Below are 21,144 nucleotides of genomic sequence, written 5' to 3'. Positions count from 1 at the left end.
GGCGGCCGGGCACGGCGTCCGGCGGCGGCCCGTCCGACGAAGATCGCCGTCGGCCCGCACGCGTGTGCCGTTCGCCCTACGATGACGCCGGGCGACCTAAGGAGTCATGGCCGTGGACTGGAGCAGGCGGGGCTATCACGCCCAGCGGTGGGCGGCGCGGGGGGCGTTGCTCGCGGCGGCGCTCGCGGTGGCGACCCCTCTGGTCTACGGCGGACTGCGCGGACTGCTGCTCCTGGTCCTTGGCGTGGCCGGGCTGGGGCTGAGCGCGGCGGCCGTGTGGTGGATGCTGACCGTGCGCGGGCCGCTGCGGTGGGGGGCCGCGGTGGTCGCCGTGTGCGTGCCGGCGGGGCTGCTGGCGCTGTTCGCGGTGACGCTGTTCTGGGCGCTGCTGGTGTCGCTGGCGCTGTGGGGTCTGGCGGTGTGGAGCGGCAGGTACGCGCTGCGCGGGACGGGCGGTCACCTCCCGGTGCGGGAGCGGCGGCTGCCGCCGCCCCGTAAGCCGGTGCTGATCATGAACCCGCGGTCGGGCGGCGGCAAGGTGGGCCGGTTCCGGCTGCGGGAGAAGGCGGAGCGGCTGGGCGCGCGGGTGGTGCTGCTGGAGCCGGGGCAGCAGACGGACGTGACCGAGCTGGCCCGGCGGGCCGTCGCGGACGGCGCGGACCTGCTGGGCGCGGCGGGCGGCGACGGCACCCAGGCGCTGGTCGCGGCCGTGGCCGCGGAGCACGGCATACCGTTCCTGGTGATCAGCGCGGGCACCCGCAACCACTTCGCGCTGGACCTCGGCCTGGACCGGGGGAACCCGGCGGCGTGCCTGGACGCGCTGACGGACGGGGTGGAGCTCCGGGTCGACCTGGGGTTCGCCGGGGACCAGCCGTTCGTCAACAACGCCTCGTTCGGGGCGTACGCGGCGATCGTGCAGAGCCCTGCGTACCGGGACGACAAGATCGGCACAAGCCTGGAGATGCTGCCGGACCTGCTCACCGGGCAGCAGGGGCCCCGCCTTGTCGCCCGCGCCGGGGACCACACGCTGACCGCGCCGCAGGCGGTGCTGGTCAGCAACAACCCGTACCGCACCGGCGACCCGTTCGGGCTCGGCCGGCGCGAGCGGCTGGACTCGGGGACGCTGGGCGTCCTCGGGGTGAAGGTGGAGGGCGCGATCAGCGCGGCCGCGCTGCTGCTGAACCCGGAACCGTCGGGGCTGACGGTGCTGACCGCGCCGGAGGTGGTGATCGAGGCGGACCGGGACAAGATCGAGGCGGGCGTCGACGGCGAGGCGATGGTGCTGCCCGCGCCGGTCCGCTGCCGCATCGCACCGGGCGCTCTACGGGTGCGCGTCCCGCGCAAACGCCCCGGGGTCGCCCCCGGCCCGCCCCGCCTGGACTGGCGCCGCCTGCGCAAACTGGCCGCGACCGTGGGCCGCACGGCGGCCCCCACCCACCTCCACCGGCCCCGCCCCAGGTCACGTCACCCGGAGGACCACCGCCGGACGACACCCCCGGGCGGCCCGTCGGACACAGGCCCGTCGGACACCTGAGCAGGCGCCCCGGGCGGGCACCGCGACGCCGCCCTCCCGCACGGCGGGGCGACGCAGCGGTGCGATTCAGGGCGCCGCGCCCTGTACCGCCGTTCGCGCAGCTCCCCGCGCCCCTGTCGGGGCGCTGCCACGTCCGGCGACCCTCAGGGGCGCGGGGAACTGCGCAACGGGGGCCCGGGGGCGAAGCCTCCGAAACGGCGCCCACGGACACCGGTGACAGGACAGCCGCCCGGGTGTGAACCCGGGCACTCACCGCAGGAGCAGCTGCAATCCCCCCACCACCGTCGCCGCGATGACCAGTTGCTCGAACAGCCGCTGGTTGATCCGCGTCACCGCCCATTTACCAAGAAACGCCCCCGGCACCACGAACAGCACCAGTGCCGCGTCCAGCAGCAGCGAGTCCGCGTCGATGAGGCCGAGGCCCGCGCTGAACGGGAGCTTGGAGGTGTTGACGATGAGGAAGAAGAACGCCGACGTGCCCAGGAAGCCGAGCTTCCGGAAGCCCGCGGAGAGCAGGTACATCGACATCACCGGGCCGCCCGCGTTGGCGACCATGGTGGTGAAGCCGCCGAGGACGCCGTAGGAGCGGGCCTTGAGGCGGCCGGCCCGGGTGACCACCCCGTCGGGTTCGTCCTCGGCGGCGGCGTCGGCGCGGCGCCGGCGCCACACCGTCACCCCGGCCATCAGCAGCAGGATCGCCCCGATCGAGGTCCGTACGATCCCGTCGTCCGCCCACAGGAGGAAGACCGTGCCGACGACCACGCCCGCCGCGACGGCGGGGAACAGCCGCCACAAGGTGGGCCAGTGGGCGTGCCGCCGGTAGGTCAGCACGGCGAGGACGTCCCCGGCGATCAGGATGGGAAGCAGGACGCCCGTGGACGCGCGGGCGGGCAGGACGGCGGCGAACACGGCGAGACTCACCGTGTTCGCCCCGCTGACGGCGGTCTTGGAGAACCCGACGAGCAGGGCCGCGAAGGCCAGCGCGGCGAATTCCCAGCCGGTGAGGTCCCAGAGGGTCAAGGTGTTCATGCGGCGACCGATGCTACGTGCAGGTATCGGCCGCCGGTAAGGCGCGTCCCACCTGGTGACCGTCCGGGCGGCCGCCGCGCCGGCCGCCCGTCAGTGGCGTTCGACCAGCACCGCGCTGCCCTGCCCCACCCCCACGCACATGGTGGCGAGGCCCCGTTCGGCGCCGGTGCGGCGCATGCGGTGCAGGAGGGTGGTGAGGATGCGGGCGCCGGAGCAGCCCAGCGGGTGGCCGAGGGCGATGGCGCCGCCATCGGGGTTCACCCGCTCCGGATCGATGCCGAGCTGGTCGACGCAGGCCAGGGCCTGGGCGGCGAACGCCTCGTTGAACTCGGCCTCCTGGACGTCGCCGATGTCCCAGCCGGCGCGGGCGAGCACCTTGCGGGTGGCGGGGACGGGGCCGATGCCCATGACGTCCGGGTGGACGCCCGCGGAGCCGCCGGCGACGTAGCGGCCGAGGGACTCCAGGCCGAGGTCGTTCAGGGCCTCCTCGCTGACCAGGATCAGTCCGGCGGCGCCGTCGTTCATCGGGGAGGCGTTGCCCGCGGTGACCGAGCCGCCCGCGCGGAACACGGGCTTCAGCCGGCCGAGCTTCTCGAGGGAGGTGTCCTCGCGGACGCACTCGTCGGCGTCGACGACCACGCCGTCCGGGCGGGTCACCGGCAGCAGCTCGTCGTCGAAGTGGCCGCATCTGCGGGCCTCGGCGGCGCGCCGGTGGCTGCGCAGGGCGAACTCGTCCTGCCGCTCGCGCGGGATGCCGTACCTGCCGGCGACCTCCTCCGCGGTCTCGCCCATCGCCAGCAGGCCGTGCAGCTCCTTCATCGCCGGGTTGACGAGCCGCCAGCCGAGCCGCGTGTCGTACGTCTCGATGCGGTGCGGGAGGGCCTCGTCGGGGCGGGGCAGGACGAAGGGGGCGCGGCTCATGGACTCGGAGCCGCCGGCGATCACGATGTCGGCCTCGCCGGCCGCGATGGTGCGGGCGGCGGTGGTGACGGCCTCCAGACCCGAGGCGCACAGGCGGTTGACGGTGGCGCCGGGGACGGACTCGGGGAGGCCGGCGAGCAGGGCGGCCATGCGGGCGACGTTGCGGTTGTCCTCGCCGGCCTGGTTGGCGGCGCCCCAGTAGACGTCGTCGACGCGGGCCGGGTCCAGCGCGGGCACGTCGGCGACCAGGCCGCGGATCACCGCGGCGGCGAGGTCGTCGGGCCGTACGCCGGAGAGGGCTCCGCGCAGTTTGCCGATGGGGGTGCGGCGGGCGGCCGCGAAGTGGACGGGACGCACGGGGGACTCCTGATCCGACAAGCCGACGGCGGGCTGCCGCTCGGCGGCTCACCGAGGCGCACTTAATTAGCACCGCTAGTTTCGGACTATAGACCGCCGGGCCCCTCCCGGGGAAGACACCGCCCGCCTCCCCGGGGAAGATCCTGGAGGTCATGGCCGCTCCCGCCGTACCGCCGGCCGGGTTTGTCCCGGAGGGCGGGGGGCACCCGCGCGTTCACGGAGTGGTCGCGGAGCGCGGCCCGCGCGGCGGTATCGCCCGCGGGTCCGCACCCTCGCGCCACGAGCGCATCGACTGGGAGGAACACCACTTCATGACCGTCGTGAGGAGCACACTTCCGGACGAGGCCCGCCGGATCTCCGGCGAGGCCCTCCAGGACACCCTGATCGACCTGCTCGGACTGTCCCTGATCGGCAAGCAGGCGCACTGGAACGTCGTGGGCCCGCGGTTCCGCTCGGTCCACCTCCAGCTGGACGAGGTGGTCTCGGCCGCGCGCACGCACGCGGACACGGTGGCGGAGCGCGCCGCGGCCATCGGCGTGCCGCCGGACGGCCGCCCGGGGACGATCGCCAAGGTCTTCTCCCTGCCGGCGCCCGCGGAGGGCTGGCTGCGCGACTCGCAGGCCGTCGAGGTGATGACCGACGCCCTCGGCGCGGCGATCACGCGGCTGCGCGAGCGGATCGACGCCACCGAGAAGGCCGACCTGGTCACGCAGGACCTGCTGATCTCCATCACCGCCGACCTGGAGAAGCAGCGCTGGATGTTCGAGGCGGAGAACCACCCCCGGGAGTCCTAGGCACCCGGGTGCACGACAGACGGGAACGAAGGGGCACACGATGACCGACGCCCTCGAGATGGACGCGCTGTGGGAGGACTTCCACCGCGCGGTGAACATGACGTCGGCGGAGCTGGCCGCGTGGTTGCGGGTGGGTGACGCCGGCGAGACGACGGAGCCGCTGCCGGACCGGGCGGGCAGCGACGCGGGACAGCACGTCCTGGCCATCCTCCAGAAGCGCCGCACCGACCTCACCGAGGAGGATCTGCGGGTCATGGAGGAGGTCGTGGACGCCGTCGCCGAGGAGACGGACCCGGAGAACGAGCCGGTGGCCGGGGACACCGCCCGCCGCCACCGTCTGATGACCCTGGGCCACGACCCGCTCAAGGCGTGACCGTGACCGGCCACGACGACGAACGGGCGGACGGACGGGCCGTGGTGCGCGTCCTCGTCGACGCGCACGGCGAGACGTACGCGCACGAGGCGGGCATCGCCCTGCGCAACACGCCCCAGCCGCTGTACCGGCTGCTGGTGCTGGCCCATCTGCTCAGCGCGCGCATCCGCGGCTCGGTCGCCGTGGCCACCGCCCGTGCCCTGCACGAGGCGGGGCTGCGCGACCCCCGCCGGATGGCCGCCGCGAGCTGGCAGGAGCGGGTCGACGCCCTCGGCCGGGGCGGCTACCGGCGCTACGACGAGCGCACCGCCACGCAACTCGGCGAGGCGGCCGAGCTGTTGCTGGACCGCTGGGGCGGCGACCTGCGCCGGCTGCGCGCGGAGGCGGACGGCGACGTGGACGAACTGCGGCGTCTGCTCCAGGAGTTCCCCGGCGTCGGCCCGTCCGGCGCGGCCATCTTCCTGCGTGAGGTGCAGTCGGTGTGGCCGGAGGCGGCCCCGCTGGTGGACGCCAAGGCGCTCCAGGGCGCGCGGCGGCTCGGGCTGCCGGAGGACCCGGACCGGCTGCTCGGCCTCGCGGGCCGCACCGAACCGGCCGCGCTGTCCTCGGCGCTGGTGCGCGCGGCGCTGGACAAGCACGTCGTCGAGGACACCCTGCGCAGAGCGGAGTTCCGCTGACCCACCCTCAGCTTGCCTTCGGGTCGCCCCGGTTGTTCACGGGGCGACCCGGTCCGTTCCCGGGACAATGTGATCACCGCGAGGCACAATGGCCGGGGCGGCCCGCACGGGCCGGACGCGGGCAAGGGAGAGGGAGAGACCGTGAGTGAGAGCCACACCCCGACGAGCGGCTCGGCGATGCTGAACACCGGTGTGGCGCACAACGCGCGCGTGTGGAACTACTGGATCGGCGGCAAGGACAACTACGAGGTCGACCAGCAGGTCGGGGACCACGTCGCGTCGATCAACCCGATCATCCGGGACATCGCCCGCGCGGACCGGGACTTCCTGGGCCGCGCGGTGACGTATCTGACACGCGACCGCGGGGTGCGGCAGTTCCTCGACATCGGCACCGGGCTGCCGACGGCGGACAACACCCACGAGATCGCGCAGCGCATCGCGCCGGACGCGCGGATCGTCTACGTCGACAACGACCCGATCGTCCTCGTCCACGCCCGGACCCTGCTGACCGGCACGCCCGAGGGCGCCACCGACTACATCGACGCCGATGTGCACGACCCGGACGCCATCGTGGAGCGGGCGTCCGCGACGCTGGACTTCTCGAAGCCGGTCGCGGTGATGCTGCTCGGCATCCTCAACTTCGTGCTGGACACGGAGAAGGCCCGGGAGATCGTCCGCCGGATCATGGCCGAGGTGCCCTCCGGCAGCTTCCTGGCGCTCACCCACCCCACGTTCGACCCCGAGGTGGGCGGCGAACTCCAGGTCCCCGCGATGGAGTTCTGGAACGCGAACGCCACTCCCCCGATCACCGCCCGCGGCGCGGCGGACATCACCGCGTTCTTCGACGGACTCGAGCTGCTCGAACCCGGCCTGGTCTCCTGCTCGCAGTGGCACGCCGAGCCCGGCGCCACTCCGGTGCCCCAGTACGGCGCGGTGGCCGTGAAGCCCTGACCCTCGAAAGTATGATCAAGCAATGTCTGACATGACCGAGACCACGCCGGGCTGGTTGTCCTCCGACGACCTGGAGCAGGCACGCGCCCAGATGCCGATCCTGTACGTCGAGGCCGTCCCCGTGCGTGTGGACGACAGTGGTGAGGTCACCAGTGTCGGTCTGCTGCTGCGCATCGGGCCCGACGGGACGGTCAGCCGGACCCTGGTCTCCGGCCGGGTGCTGCACCACGAGCGGGTGCGCGACGCGCTGCTGCGTCATCTGGAGAAGGACCTCGGTCCGGTGGCGCTGCCCCGGGTCCCGGCGTCGTTGCAGCCGTTCACGGTCGCGGAGTACTTCCCCACGCAGGGGATCACGCCGTTCCACGACCCCCGGCAGCACGCGGTGTCGCTTGCGTACATCGTGCCGGTGACCGGTGACTGCCGGCCCCGGCAGGACGCGCTGGACCTGGTGTGGTTCACCCCGCAGGAGGCCGTGTCGCGGGCGGTGCAGAGCGAGATGCCGGGCGGGCACGGGGTGTTGCTGAAGCAGGCGCTGGCGCACGCGGGCTGCGTGATCTGACGCGCCCCGCCGTACGGACCGTCCCGTGCGAGGCGGTCCGTACGGCGGGCACGGTCCGTACGGCGGGCACGGTCCGTACGGCGGGCACGGTCCGTACGGCGTGGTGTGTACGGCGTGGGGCTCAGGCCTCCGGGTGGGTGAGGTTGGCGCCGTTCGACGGGTCGAAGACGTGCGCCTTCGACAGGTCCACGCGCAGCTCGACGGGCGCCCCCTCCCGGGCGCGGGTGGCCGCGTCCAGCCGGGCCACGATCTGCTGGTCCGCCCCGGCGCCGGTGTCCTTCAGACCCGAGTCCGAGGCCAGTTCGTCCAGTTCCGCGGTGCTCACCGGGCCGCCCTCGGCACTGAAGTACACGTAGGCGTCGGAGCCCAGCGACTCCAGCACGTCCACGGTGGCGGTGACGACCGGGCCGCCCGTGTCGCGGGCCAGGCTCGCGTCCTCGAACGCCTCGGGCCGCAGCCCCACGATGACCTCCCGGGGCGCGTCCCGCCGCTGAAGCTCCCGGCGCATCCGGTCGTCCAGCGGCAGGTCGCCGAGCGGGGTGCGCAGGGCGTCCGGGGTCAGGGACGCCTGGACGAAGTTCATCGCCGGGGAGCCGATGAACCCGGCGACGAACAGGTTGCGCGGCATGTCGTACAGCTCGGCGGGGGTGCCGACCTGCTGGACCACGCCCTGGCGCATCACGACGACCCGGTCGCCGAGAGTCATGGCCTCGGTCTGGTCGTGGGTGACGTAGACGGTGGTGGTGCCCAGGCGGCGCTGGATGCGGGAGATCTGGGTGCGCATCTGCACACGGAGCTTGGCGTCCAGGTTGGACAGCGGTTCGTCCATGAGGAACGCCTTGGGGTCGCGGACGATGGCCCGGCCCATCGCCACCCGCTGGCGCTGGCCGCCGGAGAGGTTGGCCGGCTTGCGGTCCAGGAACTCGACGAGGTCGAGCACCCGGGCGGCCTCGTCCACCTTGCGGTCGATGGTGGCCTTGTCCACCTTGGCCAGCCGCAGCGGGAAGCCCATGTTCTCCCGCACGCTCATGTGCGGGTAGAGGGCGTAGCTCTGGAAGACCATGGCGACGTCCCGCTCCTTGGGCGCGAGGTCGTTGACGACCTGCCCGCCGATGCGCAGGGTGCCCTCGGTGATGTCCTCCAGGCCCGCGATCATGTTCAGGGTGGTCGACTTGCCGCACCCGGACGGGCCGACCAGGATCACGAACTCGCCGTCGGCGATGTCGAGGTTCACGTCCCGCACGGCGAGGGATCCGTCGGGATAGCGCTTGGTGACTCCCTCGAGGACGATCTCGGCCATGGGTGCTGCCTCCTTGCCTTCGGGCTCATCCCTTGACCGCGCCGGAGGTCAGGCCGGCGACGATCCGCCGCTGGAAGAGCAGGACGAAGATGATGATCGGGACGGTGATCACCACGGCGGCCGCGGCGATCGATCCGGTGGGCTGCTGGAACTGCGAGCTGCCGGTGAAGAACGCGATCGCGGCGGGCACCGTGCGCGCGGACTCGGTGGAGGTCAGCGAGATCGCGAAGAGGAAGTCGTTCCAGCAGAAGATGAACACGAGGATGGCGGTGGTGAACACGCCCGGCGCGGCGAGCGGCACGATGACCAGCCGGAACGCCTGCGCGGGCGTCGCCCCGTCCACCTTGGCGGCCTTCTCCAGGTCCCAGGGGATCTCCCGGAAGAACGCCGACAGCGTGTAGATCGCCAGCGGCAGCGAGAAGGTCATGTACGGGATGATCAGGCCGGGCCAGGTGTCGAAGATGCCGATGCTCCGCTCGATGTTGAAGAGCGGGGACACCAGGGAGATCGGCGGGAACATGGCGATCAGCAGCGACATCCCGATGAGCACCTGCTTGCCGGGGAAGCGCAGCCGGGCCACCGCGTAGGCGGCCATGGTGCCCAGGATCACCGCGATCGCGGTGGCGATGAGCGCGATGCCGATGGAGTTGATCAGGGCGCGGGTGAACTCGGAGGTCTGGAAGATGCCCCGGTAGTTCTCCCAGGTCCAGTCGGTGGGGACGTAGCTGCCGTCGGTGAGGGTGCTGGGCGCCTTGAACGACAGGGCGACGATCCACCACACGGGGAACAGGGCGTACAGCACCACCACGACGTTGACGACGCCCCATCGCGTCGCGTGCGACCTGCCGACGGCGGCCATCAGCGCTTCACCTCCGCGCCCGGTGCTGCGGCGCCGAACAGCTTGACGAAGGTGAAGGCGATGATCCCGACGCAGATGAAGATCAGGACCGAGATCGCCGACCCGATGCCCAGGTTCAGCGCGGTGAACAGGTTGTCGTAGCCGAGGATGGACAGCGAGCCGGTGCCGTGGGCGCCCGCGGTCAGGATGTAGATGTTGTCGAAGATCCGGAAGGCGTCCAGGGTGCGGAAGAGCAGGGCGACCAGGATCGCCGGTTTCATCAGCGGCAGCATCACCTTGGTGAACCGCTGCCAGGGGGTGGCTCCGTCGACCATCGCGGCTCTCAGCGTCTCCTCGGGGACCAGGGCGAGGCCGGCGAGCAGCAGCAGCGCCATGAAGGGCGTGGTCTTCCACACCTCGGCCAGGATGATCAGCCACAGCGCGGGCCACTGCTCGGTGAGCGGGGCGTCCCCGCTGGGCAGCAGCCCGGCGAGATAGCCGAGTTCGGGGGTCCAGGCGTACTGCCAGGAGAAGGCGGCGACGACGGTGACGATGCCGTACGGGATGAGGACGGCGGTGCGGACCGTGCCGCGCGTGAAGATCGTGCGGTGCATGACCAGGGCGAGGCCCATGCCGAGGACGAGTTCGATGGCCACGGACACGGCGGTGAGGAACACCGTGACCCAGAAGGCGTCCCACCAGAAAGGGCTGGTCAGCACGGCCCCGTAGTTGCTCAGGCCGATGAACTCGGCGCGGGCCGGGAAGCGCAGGTCGTAGCGCTGGAGGGACAGGTAGACCGCGTAGCCGATCGGGTAGGCGGTCACGGCGATCATGACGATCACGGCGGGCGCGCACAGCAGCCAGCCGAGTCGCCTCTCCTGCCGGGCGCCGGCCGACAGCGCCTTGGTGTCCTGCGCCTGCGCCTTGTCCTTCGCCGGCTCTGCCATGGTGCTCACGGGATCACACCCTCGGATCGCAGGGCCTTGTCGATCTGTTCCCTGATGGTGGCGACGTCGCTCTCCGGCTGGATGCCGGAGGGCGGGGACAGGGTGTGCGAGACGGCGATCGACACGTTCTGGTAGGCGGGGGTGAGCGGCCGTACGCTCGCCGACTCCAGGGAGGCCAGGACCTCCTTGGAGAAGGGGTACTGCTCCATGAAGTCCGGCTCGTCGTAGAGGGAGCGCAGGGTGGGCGGGAGTCCGCCCTTGAGCGCCGCGGTGAGCTGGTTCTCCCGGTTGCGCAGGCACAGGGCCGCGTCGAAGGCCAGGTCGGGGTGGCGGGAGTAGGCGCTGACGGCGAGGTCGATGCCGCCGATGGTGGGGCGGGAGGGGCGTCCGGCGTCCACGCGGGGGTAGACCGCCCAGCGGAAGTTCTTGAAGAGGGCCGGGTTGTTGCTCTTCATCGACGGATAGACGAACGGGTAGTTGATCTCGAAGGCGGCCACCCCCGACTCCATGGCGAGCCGGTTCTGGTCCTCCATCTGGTTGGGCAGGGAGGGGTCGGCGGCCGGGGAGCGGGCGAGGTCCCGCATGATCGAGGCGGCCCGTACGGCGGGCGGGCCGAGGGAGGGCTCGGTGGCGCTCGGGTTGAGGATGGTGCCGCCGGCGCTGTTGATCAGGGAGTTGAACCAGACGGTGAGGCCCTCGTACTGGGCGCCCTGGATCTCGACGTAGTGCGGTTTGCCTTGCCGGGCGAGGTCGCGGGACATGTCCAGCATCTCGGCCCAGGTCGTGGGCGGCTTCGGCACGAGGTCCCTGCGGTACCAGAGCAGCTGGATGTTGGTGTTGTACGGGACGGCGTAGAGCTTGCCCTTCCAGGTGGCCGTCTGGAGCGGCACGTCGAGGGTGCCCTCGGTGGCCCGGCGCTTGTTCTCGCCGGTCCACTCCTTGATCCAGCGGGCCTCGGCGAACTCGGCGGCCCAGGTGACGTCGAGGCCCAGGATGTCGAGGGAGTCGTCCTCGGCGGCGAGCCGCCGCACCATCTGCTGCCGCTGGCCGTCGGCCGCGCGGGGCAGCTTGTTGTAGACGATCCGGTAACGCCCCCCGGACTCCCGGGTGCACCGGTCGGCGGCCTCCTGGAGGGCGCCGGAGTCGTCGGGGAAGTTGTACCAGTTGAGGGTGGGGCGGGACCCCTCGTCGTCACCGCCGCAGGCGGCGAGCGCCGAGGCGAGCACGGTCAGGGCGAGCAGCGCCCGTGCGCGTCGCGGCCTCCGGTGACGTCCGCACCTCGCGTGCACTCGCTCCACACCTCGCTTCCGGGACGGCGTCACGGGCCTCGGAACCCAGGACGGTGTCTCCCCGGCGGAACGTTAGATAGTGACGAAAGCGACATCAAGGACATACGCCTACGATTCTTCAGGCTGCGCGCACCCGTCGGCGGGGGCCGGGCAGCGCTCCGGGCGCCCGGACCGATGAGTTCTCGGCTCCCGGCCGGTCCGCACTCGTGACACCTCAGGAAAGGACAGCGCCATGTCGGAGCTCCTCGTCGATTTCATCACCTCCCTCGACGGTTACGCGTCAGCAGAGGGATGGCCCGGCTTCTGGGGTCTGGAGAGCCCGGAGTACCTCGCGTGGCTCGGCGAGCAGCCGCAGGTCACCTACTTGATGGGAGCGAACACCTACCGTCTGATGTCAGGCTTCGCCGCGGGCAACGTCCCGGCCGGGCAGGACGAGTTCCGGCCCGAGGAGCAGGAGAGTGTCGACGAGCTCACGCAGGCGCCCAAGGTGGTGTTCTCCTCCTCGCTGGAGGACCCGCTGAAGTGGGCGAACTGCACGCTCGTGCGCGACGACGCCGTCGAGACGGTCCGCGCGATGAAGGCGGGCGACGCGGGGCTGCTCAGCACGATCGGCAGCGTCAGCCTGTGCCGGTCCCTGCTGAGCGCCGGTCTCGTCGACCGCTTCCGGGTCGTGATGTTCCCGGTGATCACCGGGGCCACGGGCGCGGAGCGCATCTACGACGGCTATCCGGACGTGGCCCTGGAGATGACCGGACACCGCACCTTCGAGGGCGGCCTCCAGCTGGTCGAGTACCGGCCCCGGGTGCTCGAGCACCCGCCCCTCGGCGCCCCCGCCTGACACCGCCGCGTCCACCGGCGCCAAAACGGTCAGGGCCGGTCTCGGATGATCCGAAACCGGCCCTGAACTGCGACTTGTATCAAGTCGGGACGACAGGATTTGAACCTGCGACCCCTTGACCCCCAGTCAAGTGCGCTACCAAGCTGCGCCACGTCCCGTTGCCCGCCTGACCTGGGGATTCCCCCGGCCGAACGCGCACGGAAACCATACCGCACTCGGGCCGGTGAGCGCGCATCCGTTTCTCCGCGCACGGCGCCTCCGGTCGGCACTTGACCTCAAGTTTGGTTGAGGTCGCACGATCGCTCCCATGACGATCACCGAACAGCGCACGCAGACCTACGGATACGCCGATCTCCCGCGCCTGATGGGACTGATGACCGGCGACGAGAAGCACGGGCCCGCCGCGACGTCCACGCTGGACGTGCTGTGGGTCCTGTACGACCGGGTGCTCCGGGTCGGGCCGGAGAGCGCCGACGACCCCGGACGGGACCGGTTCCTGCTGTCGAAGGGGCACGGGCCGATGGCGTACTACGCCGTCCTCGCCGCCAAGGGGTACCTGCCGGCCGAGTGGCTGCCCGGCTTCGGCTCCTACGACTCCCCGCTCGGCCATCACCCGGACCGGACGCTGGTCCCGGGGGTGGAGATCGGCAGCGGGTCGCTGGGGCACGGGCTGCCGATCGCGGTGGGCACGGCCCTCGGGCTGCGCGCCCAGGGACTGCACGACCCGGCGGTGTGGACGCTGGTCGGGGACGCCGAACTGGACGAGGGCAGCAACCACGAGGCGATCGCCTTCGCCGGTCCCGCGAACCTCGACCGGCTGCACACGGTCGTCGTCGACAACTCCTCGGCGTCGTACGCCCGTCCGGGCGGGATCGCTGCGCGGTTCGAGGCGGCCGGATGGTCCGCCCGCACGGTCGACGGCCGTGACCACGAGGCGCTGTACGCCGCGTTCACCGCCCCGCACCCGGGCAGGCCGCTGGTGGTCGTGGCCCGGGTCGAGCCCAAGAACGCGTGAGCGCCGCCTCCCTCCCTTCTCGTCACCTCACTTTTCGAAAGGACGATTTCCGTGGACACCATGCGTGATCGTTTCTCCCCCGTCGTCACCCGGCTGCTGGACGAGGACCCGCGGGTCGCCCTGGTCCTCGCGGAGGTCGGCGCGGACCGCTTCACCGAGGCGCTGCGCCGTCACCCGGACCGGGTGGTCAACGTCGGCATCCGGGAACAGCTGCTGGTCGGCGCCGCGTCCGGGATGGCGCTGACCGGGCTGCGGCCCGTGGTACACACCTTCGCCAGCTTTCTCGTCGAGCGGCCGTTCGAGCAGGTCAAGCTGGACCTCGGACACCAGGACGCCGGCGCGGTGCTGGTGAGCGCCGGCGCGTCCTTCGACTGGCCCGCCGGCGGCCACACCCATATGGCGCCGGGGGACGTGGCGCTGCTCGACACCCTGGACGGGTGGACGGTGCATGTGCCGGGTCATCCGGACGAGGCCGAGACGCTGCTGCGGCACGCGGTCGCCGCCGGCGACGACAAGGTGTACGTGCGGCTGTCCCTGAAGTCCAACGCGACCGGGCGGCCCGTGCACGGGCAGCGGTTCCTCACGGTCCGGGAGGGACGCGCGGGCGTGGTGGTCGCGGTGGGGCCGATGCTGGACGCCGCGCTCGCGGCGACGGAGGGCCTGGACGTCACCGTCCTGTACGCCACCACCGTGCGCCCCTTCGACGCGGACGCGCTGCGCCGGGCCACCGCGACCGCGGGGACGGACGTCGTACTGGTGGAGCCGTACCTGGCGGGGACGTCGACGGCCGCGGCGAACGACGCGCTGGCCGATGTGCCGCACCGGGTGCTGGGGCTGGGCGTGGGGCGGGCCGAGCTGCGCCGTTACGGGCAGTTCGAGGAGCATCTCGCGGCGCACGGACTGGACGCGCGGTCGCTGCGCGAGCGGATCACCCGGTTCACCGCCGTGCCCTCCGGCGTCTGACCCGCATGCCCCGGGAGCGGCGTACGCGCGGTGCGGCCGCCGGGATCCCCCTCCGGACCCGGCGGCCACGCGTGATCGGGATCATGCCACGGGGCACTGACAACGGGAGGGGGCCGCACGGCCCCGACTCCGTCAGCCCTCCGGCGGCAGCCCCAGCCGGGGATGCGCCTCGAGCAGCCGCGACGGGGCCGCCTGGCGCCAGGAGTCGGCGAGGATGTCCCGCAGCTCGCCCTCGTCCTCCAGCGCCGCGAGCCTGACCCGCACCCAGGCGAACTGCGCCTCGTGGTCCGCGATCCAGAACTTCCCCGGCTCGGCGAGAGCCAGTTCGTCCCGCTCCTCCTTCGGGCAGCGCACGGCGATCGACGTCTCGTCCTCCGGCAAGGTGGCGAACATCTTCCCCGCCACCCGGAACGTGGGCATGCTCCAGGCGATCTTCTCCGTCGTGTCCGGCAGGGACAGGGCGATCCGTCGTACGTCTTCGGCATCCGGCATGGCAGGCACGGTAGCGGGTGGGACCGACAGTCACCTGGCGGTGCCTGCGGTCCCGTTCTCGGGGGCTCCGCCCCCGGGCCCCCGTTCGCGCAGTTCCCCGCGCCCCTGAAGGCGCGTTGCGGCCAGGCGCTTGTAGTAGATCGTCGTCGGGCGCAGTGCCCCGGCCGGGTTCGCCGCGTAGTCGGGGATCGCGCCGACCGCTGTCCAGCCGGACGTGCGGTACAGGTGTTCGGCGGGGCTGCCGGTCTCGGTGTCCAGGTGCAGGAGGGTAATGCCGTCGGCGGCCGCCGCCTCCTCCGCCACCGCAAGCAGTCGGCGGCCGAGTCCCTTGCCGCGGGCCGTGCGGTGCACCATCAGCTTCACCAGCTCCGCGCGGTGCGCGCTGTTGGGCTTGCCGGCGGGCAGGGCGAGGCTGACGGTGCCCAGCACCCGGCCGGGTTCCTCGTACGCCGTCCACACCGTGAGGCGGCCGGCGGCGACGTCCGCGCACCGCTCGGTCCACCAGGTGAGGGCCGCCGTACGGTCGAGCGGGGCGAGGAAGCCGACGGACGCGCCGCTCGCCACGGTGTCGGTCAGCAGGTCGGCCAGTGTGCCGGTCAGCTCCAGCAGGCGGGCGGCGCCGGGGCGTTCGACGTTCACGGCCGCACCACCGCCAGCACGTAGCGGACGTCCCCGGGGCCGGGGCAGCGGAAGCGGGTGGGTCCCCAGACGCGCAGCCGGAGGCAGTCGCCCGCGTCGAGCCGGTGTTCGGCGCCTCCGGCGGTCACGGCGAGGGCGCCTTCGAGCACCCAGATGTGCTGTTCGAGGCCCGGTACCGGCGGCCGGTCGTAGGGGATGTCCGCGCCGGCGGTCAGGCGGCCCTCGACGAGTTCGCCGCGCAGTCCGGCGTGCGGCGGGGACACGGAGCGGCGGACGAAGCCGGAGGCACGGTCCTGCCACACCGGCTGGTCGGCGGCGCGCACCACCGGCGCCGGTTCCGCCTCGACCTCGCTGAGCAGCTGGGACATCGTCCTGCCGTAGACGGCGCAGAGCCGGTTGAGCAGGGAGGCGGTGGGGCTGGTCTCGGCCCGCTCGGCCCGCGACAGCGTGGACCTGCTGACACCGCTGCGCTCCGCCAACTGCCCCAGGGACCAGCCGTGTTCGGCCCTCAGTTCGGCCAGCCGCGCTCCGAGGCGCACGTCGACAGGATCGGGGGCGGGGGCGACCTCCTGTTGCTTCATATGCGGGACGATATCCCGGATATGAGCGGCCTGGAAGGGTCGCTCACGCGTCCCCGGCCGCCGCGTGGAGCGCGTCCAGGACCGGGCGGATCAGGGGGTGGCCCTCCGCGCCACGGCGTACGGCGGCGAAGACGCGGCGGGTGGGGGGCACGCCGTCGACCGGGCGCACCACCACGCCCGTGAGGTCAGTGCCGCGCAGCGCCGAGCGGGGGACGAGGGCCACGCCCACGTCCGCGGAGGCGAGGGCGACGACCGCGCGGAAGTCGTCCGAGAGGTGTTCGAGCCGGGGCTGGAACCCGGCGTTCTCGCAGGCCAGCACGACCACGTCATGGCAGGGGTTGCCGGGGTACGGGCCGATCCAGGGGTCCTTGGCCAGCTCCGCGAGCGGCACCTCGGGGCCGTCGGCCAGGCGGTGGGAGACGGGCACGACCGCGTCGAACGGCTCGGCGTACAGCGGGACATGGGTGAGGCGCGGGTCGTCGGCGGGCGGCGCCCCGCGGTACTCGACCGCCACGGCGACGTCGACCTGCCGGTCCAGCACCATCGGGAGACTGGCGTCGCCCTCGGCGTCCTGCACCCGGATGCGGATGCCGGGCGCCGTGGCGGCGAGCCGGGCCACGGCGGGAGCGACGACCTGCGCGATGCCGGTGGCGAACGCGGCCACCGTGACGGTGCCGGCCTCCCCCGCCCCGTACGCGGCCAGCTCGGCCTCGGCGCGCTCCAGCTGGGCGAGGACCGCGTTGGCGTGGCTGAGCAGGATCTCCCCGGCGGGGGTCAGCCGTACGCCCTTGGCGCCGCGCTCGACCAGGCGGTGGCCGGTCTCCTGCTCCAGCGCGGTGAGCTGCTGGGAGACGGCCGAGGGGGTGAGGTACAGCGCGGCGGCCGCCGCGGTGACCGTGCGATGGTCCGCCACCGCACGGAGGATGTGGAGCCGCCGCGCTTCGATCATGGGATCGATTGTCTCAAATGCAGCGGTGCGCGACGGTCAGGCGTCGAGCTCCGCACGGGCCGCGACGAAGGCGTCGACGGCGCGGTTCACGTCGTCCGTGGAGTGCGCCGCCGAGAGCTGCACGCGGATGCGGGCCTGGCCCTGCGGGACGACCGGGTAGGAGAAGCCGATCACGTACACCCCGCGCTCCAGCAGCAGCTCCGCCATGCGGCCCGCGCGGGCCGCGTCGCCGATCATCACGGGGGCGATGGCGTGGTCGCCGGGGAGGATGTCGAAGCCCTCCTCCGTCATCCGGCGGCGGAACAGGGCGGTGTTCCCGGCCAGCCGGACGCGCAGGTCGTCGGCGGACTCCAGCAGGTCGAGGACCTTCAGCGAGGCGGCCGCGATCACCGGGGCGAGCGTGTTGGAGAACAGGTACGGGCGGGAGCGCTGGCGCAGCAGGGCGACGATCTCCGCGCGGGCGGCGACATAGCCGCCGGACGCGCCGCCGAGGGCCTTGCCGAGGGTGCCGGTGATGATGTCGACGCGGCCCATCACCCCGTGCAGTTCGGGGGTGCCGCGGCCGCCGGGGCCGACGAAGCCGACGGCGTGCGAGTCGTCGACCATGACCATGGCGCCGTGCCGGTCGGCGAGGTCGCAGATCTCGTCGAGCGGGGCGACGTAGCCGTCCATGGAGAAGACGCCGTCGGTGACGATGAGCTTCCGGCGGGCGCCGCCCTCGGCGGCCTCCTTCAGCTGGCGCTCCAGGTCGGCCATGTCGCGGTTGGCGTAGCGGAAGCGGCGGGCCTTGGACAGCCGGATGCCGTCGATGATCGACGCGTGGTTCAGCGCGTCGGAGATCACCGCGTCCTCCGGGCCGAGCAGCGTCTCGAACACGCCGCCGTTGGCGTCGAAGCAGGAGGAGTAGAGGATCGTGTCCTCCTGGCCGAGGAACGCCGAGAGGCGCGCCTCCAGCTCCTTGTGCACCTCCTGGGTGCCGCAGATGAAGCGGACGGACGCCATGCCGTAGCCCCAGCGGTCCAGGGCCTCGTGGGCGGCGGCGATCACCTCGGGGTGGTCGGCGAGGCCCAGGTAGTTGTTGGCGCAGAAGTTGAGGACCTCACCGGGGCGGCCGCCGGCGGTGACGTTCACGGTGGCGGACTGCGGGGTGCCGATGACGCGCTCGGGCTTGTGCAGTCCGGCGGCGCGGATCTCGTCGAGGGTGGCGCGCAGGTCGTCGCGCACGGAGTCGAACATCTCGGAAGCTCCTTGGAAGGCAGATGGCTGACGCGGTCGGCTTACGCGGTCCAGTCGAGGATGACCTTGCCGCCCTTGCCGCCGGCGGCGTCCTCGAAGGCGGCCTCGAAGTCGCGGTGGGAGTAGCGGCCGGTGATCACGGGGGCGAGGTCGAGTCCGCCCTCCAGCAGCACCGACATGGCGTACCAGGTCTCGAACATCTCGCGGCCGTAGATGCCCTTGATGGTGATCATGGAGGTGACGATCCGGGCCCAGTCGACCGGGAACTCCTCGGCGGGCAGGCCCAGCATGGCGATGCGGCCGCCGTGCGTCATGTTGGCGATCATGTCGCGCATCGCCTCGGGGCGGCCGGACATCTCCAGGCCGATGTCGAAGCCCTCGCGCAGGCCGAGGGTGTGCTGCCCGTCGGCGATGGTCGTCCCGGCCACGTTCAGCGCCAGGGTCGCGCCGATCTTGCGGGCGAGCTCCAGGCGCTCCTCGCTGACGTCGGTGATGACGACGTTGCGCGCGCCGGCGTGCCGGGCCACGGCGGCGGCCATCAGGCCGATCGGCCCCGCGCCGGTGATCAGGACGTCCTCGCCGACCAGGGGGAAGGACAACGCGGTGTGCACCGCGTTGCCGAACGGGTCGAAGATCGCGGCGACGTCGAGGTCGACGGGGACGCGGTGCACCCACACGTTGGTGGCGGGGAGCACGACGTACTCGGCGAACGCGCCGTCGCGTCCCACGCCGAGGCCGACCGTGGCGCGGCACAGGTGGCGGCGGCCGGCCAGGCAGTTGCGGCACTTGCCGCACACCAGGTGGCCCTCGCCGCTGACCCGGTCACCGGTCTTGATGTCGTCGGGGACGTCCCGGCCGGTCTCGACGACCTCGCCGACGAACTCGTGCCCGAGGACCAGCGGGGTGTCGATGGTCTGCTGCGCCCAGCCGTCCCAGTTACGGATGTGCAGGTCGGTGCCGCAGATACCGGTGCGCAGCACCTTGATCAGCACGTCGCCGGGTCCGACGGCGGGCTCCGGGACGTCCACGAGCCACAGCCCGGGCTCCGCCTTCTCCTTGACCAGCGCCTTCAACGGTACGGCTCCTGAGGGTGAGTCCCGGGTCCGGGCATGCCGAGGCGGCCCGGTCCGGGAAGAGGAGTGGAATCGACTGCAATCTGCCGTACAACACCCTCACCGGTCCATCGAGGATTTCTTAAGCGCGGCCACAGCTTTGCTTCACGCGTCACCCGTCCGGGCGCGGGCGCGCGCCCCGTGTCACAGCGGCAGCCCGTCGCTCTCCCGGCGCTCCAGCCGTGCGGCGAGTTCCGCGGCCTGCGCCTTGATGGCGGCGAGGCCGGGCTGTCCCCAGCCGCGGGGGCGTACGTCGCTGACCGCGACGGTGCCGAGCACCAGGCCGGTGCCGTCGGTGAGCGGCGCGCCCATGTAGGAGCGGACGCCGAACTCGTCGACCACCGCGTTGCCCGCGAACCGCGGGTAGTCGGTCACGTCCTCCAGCACCAGCGCCCTGCCGCGGGCGATCACGTGCGGGCAGAAGCCGTGGTCGCGGGGCAGGGTCCGGCCCAGCAGCGCGCCGGTGCCGTCGCTGCGGAGGGCGGGGGCGACGCCCGGGGTGTGCAGGCCCGCGAAGAACTGCCCGTGCTCGCCGGGGAGGTTGACCACGGCGTACGGCGCCCCGGTGAGCTCGGCGAGGCCGCGGGCGAAGGCGTCCAGCTCGGGATCGGGCCGCTCCCCGAGTCCCAGCCGGCGCAGCCTGCGGGTGCGCTCCGGGGCCTGCCGGTCCTCCGGGGTGAGCAGCAGCCGACCGGCCGGGCGGGGCGGGTCGTAGCTCATGGGCGGGCTCCCGGGGCGTGGGCGAAGTTCATGGACGGGCTCCGTGGGGTGTGCGGGGATCACATGGGCGCGCCGTACCCGGTGGGTGTGGCGGGGGCGTGCGCGAGGAGGTGGCGGACGAGGGTGAGCAGGGTCTGCACGCCGGAGCTGGAGATCCGGGCGTCGCAGGGGACGACGGGCACCTCCTCGGGGAGGTCGAGGGCGGCGCGCACCTCCTCGGGGTCGTAGCGGTAGGCGCCGTCGAACTCGTTGACGGCGATGACGAAGCCGAGGCCGCGCTGCTCGAAGAAGTCGACCGCGGCGAAGCACTCCTCCAGGCGCCGGGTGTCGGCGAGGATGACCGCGCCGAGCGCGCCCTCGCACAGCTCGTCCCACATGAACCAGAAGCGTTCCTGGCCGGGCGTGCCGAACAGGTACAGGACGTGCGCGGCATCCAGGGTGATGCGGCCGAAGTCCATGGCGACGGTGGTCTCGACCTTGTTCTCGATGCCGTCGAGCTTGTCGGTGGCGGCGCTGACGGTGGTCAGCAGTTCCTCCGTGCTGAGCGGCGCGATCTCGCTGACGGCGCCGACGAAGGTGGTCTTGCCCACCCCGAACCCGCCCGCCACCAGGATTTTGAGGGCGTTCGGGAACAGGTCGTCGCCGTGCCCGGCGCCGTCAGAGCTGTCGTCGTAGTCCATCGAGCACTGCCTCCAGAAGGGCCCGGTCCGTGGGGTTGTGGTGGAACGCGGGGGGTTTGTCGGTCAGCGCCCCGCAGTCGACGAGGTCCGCCAGCAGCACCTTGGTGACGGCCACCGGCAGCCCGAGATGGGCGGCGACCTCGGCGACGGGGACGGGGGCGCGGCACAGGTCGAGGGCCTGTGCGTGCTCGGGGCCCAGGTAGCCGAGCGGGGTGGCGCCGGTGGCCCGGACCTGTGACATCAGGTCGAGGGCGACGGTCGGCCGGGTCCGGCCGTTGCTGACCGTGAAGGGGCGCACCAGCCGGCCGGCCGCGTCGTCGAGCCACGGCCCGTCCCCGGCCGCCCGCACG

The 21,144-nt window shown here is 72.6% G+C and carries 24 protein-coding genes and 1 tRNA gene; 9 read left to right on the top strand and 16 right to left on the bottom strand.

Going from position 1 to position 21,144, the window contains the following annotated elements; translation table 11 throughout:
- Nucleotides 1-106: 106 nt before the first annotated feature.
- On the top strand, nt 107-1,534 hold the full coding sequence (locus tag ACFOSY_RS12015; protein ID WP_394306753.1) for a diacylglycerol/lipid kinase family protein: 1,428 nt from the start codon (nt 107-109) through the stop codon (nt 1,532-1,534).
- 249 nt (nt 1,535-1,783) lie between these two features.
- On the opposite strand, the gene ACFOSY_RS12010 is transcribed toward ACFOSY_RS12015, so the two are convergent.
- Together ACFOSY_RS12010 and ACFOSY_RS12005 are read right to left on the bottom strand one after the other, a co-directional pair.
- A complete protein-coding gene (locus ACFOSY_RS12010; RefSeq protein ID WP_394306752.1) occupies nt 1,784-2,563 on the bottom strand; it encodes a sulfite exporter TauE/SafE family protein in 780 nt (259 codons plus the stop codon).
- Nucleotides 2,564-2,653: 90 nt separating this feature from the next.
- Nucleotides 2,654-3,841: a thiolase family protein gene (locus ACFOSY_RS12005; RefSeq protein WP_394306751.1), complete on the bottom strand. Its 1,188-nt coding sequence runs from the start codon at nt 3,839-3,841 to the stop codon at nt 2,654-2,656.
- 311 nt (nt 3,842-4,152) lie between these two features.
- Here ACFOSY_RS12005 and ACFOSY_RS12000 point away from each other — a divergent pair, with 311 nt between their 5' ends.
- The 5 genes from ACFOSY_RS12000 to ACFOSY_RS11980 all read left to right on the top strand — a co-directional run bounded on the left by ACFOSY_RS12000 (nt 4,153) and on the right by ACFOSY_RS11980 (nt 7,195).
- Nucleotides 4,153-4,635, top strand: a complete 483-nt coding sequence (locus tag ACFOSY_RS12000; protein ID WP_394306750.1) for a Dps family protein — start codon at nt 4,153-4,155, stop codon at nt 4,633-4,635.
- A gap of 40 nt (nt 4,636-4,675) precedes the next feature.
- The gene (locus ACFOSY_RS11995) at nt 4,676-5,008 is read left to right on the top strand and encodes a DUF3140 domain-containing protein (RefSeq protein ID WP_394306749.1); all 333 of its coding nucleotides are present in this window, start codon (nt 4,676-4,678) and stop codon (nt 5,006-5,008) included.
- Complete coding sequence (locus ACFOSY_RS11990) at nt 5,005-5,685, top strand: endonuclease (RefSeq protein ID WP_394306748.1); 681 nt, start codon at nt 5,005-5,007, stop codon at nt 5,683-5,685. The genes ACFOSY_RS11995 and ACFOSY_RS11990 overlap by 4 nt, the downstream gene beginning before the upstream one ends.
- Before the next feature lie 141 nt (nt 5,686-5,826).
- Nucleotides 5,827-6,636, top strand: coding sequence for an SAM-dependent methyltransferase (locus ACFOSY_RS11985; protein WP_394306747.1), 810 nt, complete (start codon nt 5,827-5,829; stop codon nt 6,634-6,636).
- 31 nt (nt 6,637-6,667) lie between these two features.
- Nucleotides 6,668-7,195: an NUDIX hydrolase family protein gene (locus ACFOSY_RS11980; protein ID WP_006130344.1), complete on the top strand. Its 528-nt coding sequence runs from the start codon at nt 6,668-6,670 to the stop codon at nt 7,193-7,195.
- A 121-nt stretch (nt 7,196-7,316) separates the two neighbouring features.
- On the opposite strand, the gene ACFOSY_RS11975 is transcribed toward ACFOSY_RS11980, so the two are convergent.
- Genes ACFOSY_RS11975 through ACFOSY_RS11960 form a run of 4 tightly spaced genes read right to left on the bottom strand, consistent with a single transcriptional unit; the run spans nt 7,317 to nt 11,569 of the window.
- Nucleotides 7,317-8,495, bottom strand: a complete 1,179-nt coding sequence (locus tag ACFOSY_RS11975) for an ABC transporter ATP-binding protein (protein ID WP_394306746.1) — start codon at nt 8,493-8,495, stop codon at nt 7,317-7,319.
- Nucleotides 8,496-8,520: 25 nt separating this feature from the next.
- Nucleotides 8,521-9,354: a carbohydrate ABC transporter permease gene (locus ACFOSY_RS11970; RefSeq protein WP_394306745.1), complete on the bottom strand. Its 834-nt coding sequence runs from the start codon at nt 9,352-9,354 to the stop codon at nt 8,521-8,523.
- Nucleotides 9,354-10,280 carry a carbohydrate ABC transporter permease gene (locus ACFOSY_RS11965; protein WP_394307349.1) on the bottom strand — a complete coding sequence of 309 codons (927 nt, stop codon included), beginning with the start codon at nt 10,278-10,280 and terminating at the stop codon, nt 9,354-9,356. The genes ACFOSY_RS11970 and ACFOSY_RS11965 overlap by 1 nt, the downstream gene beginning before the upstream one ends.
- Nucleotides 10,281-10,285: 5 nt before the next feature.
- Nucleotides 10,286-11,569 (bottom strand): ABC transporter substrate-binding protein, encoded by a 1,284-nt coding sequence (locus ACFOSY_RS11960; protein ID WP_394306744.1) that lies wholly within the window; start codon nt 11,567-11,569, stop codon nt 10,286-10,288.
- Between the two features lie 232 nt (nt 11,570-11,801).
- Here ACFOSY_RS11960 and ACFOSY_RS11955 point away from each other — a divergent pair, with 232 nt between their 5' ends.
- Nucleotides 11,802-12,407 carry a dihydrofolate reductase family protein gene (locus tag ACFOSY_RS11955; RefSeq protein WP_394306743.1) on the top strand — a complete coding sequence of 202 codons (606 nt, stop codon included), beginning with the start codon at nt 11,802-11,804 and terminating at the stop codon, nt 12,405-12,407.
- A gap of 84 nt (nt 12,408-12,491) precedes the next feature.
- Here the strand turns inward: ACFOSY_RS11955 and ACFOSY_RS11950 are convergent.
- Nucleotides 12,492-12,565, bottom strand: a tRNA-Pro gene (locus tag ACFOSY_RS11950).
- A 149-nt stretch (nt 12,566-12,714) separates the two neighbouring features.
- On the opposite strand from ACFOSY_RS11950, the gene ACFOSY_RS11945 reads away from it, so the two are divergent.
- Together ACFOSY_RS11945 and ACFOSY_RS11940 are read left to right on the top strand one after the other, a co-directional pair.
- The gene (locus ACFOSY_RS11945) at nt 12,715-13,422 is read left to right on the top strand and encodes a transketolase (protein ID WP_394306742.1); all 708 of its coding nucleotides are present in this window, start codon (nt 12,715-12,717) and stop codon (nt 13,420-13,422) included.
- Nucleotides 13,423-13,473: 51 nt separating this feature from the next.
- Nucleotides 13,474-14,385: a transketolase family protein gene (locus ACFOSY_RS11940; RefSeq protein ID WP_394306741.1), complete on the top strand. Its 912-nt coding sequence runs from the start codon at nt 13,474-13,476 to the stop codon at nt 14,383-14,385.
- Nucleotides 14,386-14,517: 132 nt separating this feature from the next.
- On the opposite strand, the gene ACFOSY_RS11935 is transcribed toward ACFOSY_RS11940, so the two are convergent.
- From ACFOSY_RS11935 to ACFOSY_RS11895, 9 genes are all read right to left on the bottom strand, one after another.
- Nucleotides 14,518-14,877, bottom strand: a complete 360-nt coding sequence (locus ACFOSY_RS11935; RefSeq protein ID WP_394306740.1) for an MmcQ/YjbR family DNA-binding protein — start codon at nt 14,875-14,877, stop codon at nt 14,518-14,520.
- A 30-nt stretch (nt 14,878-14,907) separates the two neighbouring features.
- A complete protein-coding gene (locus ACFOSY_RS11930; RefSeq protein WP_394306739.1) occupies nt 14,908-15,516 on the bottom strand; it encodes a GNAT family N-acetyltransferase in 609 nt (202 codons plus the stop codon).
- Nucleotides 15,513-16,097 carry a helix-turn-helix domain-containing protein gene (locus ACFOSY_RS11925; protein ID WP_394306738.1) on the bottom strand — a complete coding sequence of 195 codons (585 nt, stop codon included), beginning with the start codon at nt 16,095-16,097 and terminating at the stop codon, nt 15,513-15,515. Before ACFOSY_RS11925 ends, ACFOSY_RS11930 begins: the two co-directional genes overlap by 4 nt.
- A 43-nt stretch (nt 16,098-16,140) precedes the next feature.
- Nucleotides 16,141-17,046: a LysR family transcriptional regulator gene (locus tag ACFOSY_RS11920; protein WP_394306737.1), complete on the bottom strand. Its 906-nt coding sequence runs from the start codon at nt 17,044-17,046 to the stop codon at nt 16,141-16,143.
- A 36-nt stretch (nt 17,047-17,082) separates the two neighbouring features.
- Entirely contained in the window at nt 17,083-18,282 is a 1,200-nt protein-coding gene (locus ACFOSY_RS11915) for a glycine C-acetyltransferase (RefSeq protein ID WP_394306736.1), read from the bottom strand.
- A gap of 41 nt (nt 18,283-18,323) precedes the next feature.
- Nucleotides 18,324-19,355: an L-threonine 3-dehydrogenase gene (gene tdh / locus ACFOSY_RS11910; RefSeq protein WP_394306735.1), complete on the bottom strand. Its 1,032-nt coding sequence runs from the start codon at nt 19,353-19,355 to the stop codon at nt 18,324-18,326.
- Nucleotides 19,356-19,538: 183 nt separating this feature from the next.
- Nucleotides 19,539-20,114, bottom strand: a complete 576-nt coding sequence (locus ACFOSY_RS11905) for a GAF domain-containing protein (protein WP_394306734.1) — start codon at nt 20,112-20,114, stop codon at nt 19,539-19,541.
- A 59-nt stretch (nt 20,115-20,173) separates the two neighbouring features.
- Nucleotides 20,174-20,794: a GTP-binding protein gene (locus ACFOSY_RS11900; protein WP_394306733.1), complete on the bottom strand. Its 621-nt coding sequence runs from the start codon at nt 20,792-20,794 to the stop codon at nt 20,174-20,176.
- Entirely contained in the window at nt 20,772-21,143 is a 372-nt protein-coding gene (locus ACFOSY_RS11895; RefSeq protein ID WP_006130360.1) for a DUF742 domain-containing protein, read from the bottom strand. The genes ACFOSY_RS11900 and ACFOSY_RS11895 overlap by 23 nt, the downstream gene beginning before the upstream one ends.
- Nucleotide 21,144: the final 1 nt, after the last annotated feature.

The organism is Streptomyces lusitanus (assembly GCF_042647945.1).
Classification (GTDB): Bacteria; Actinomycetota; Actinomycetes; order Streptomycetales; family Streptomycetaceae; genus Streptomyces; species Streptomyces pseudogriseolus.
This window is presented reverse-complemented; position numbering and strand designations above follow the sequence as displayed.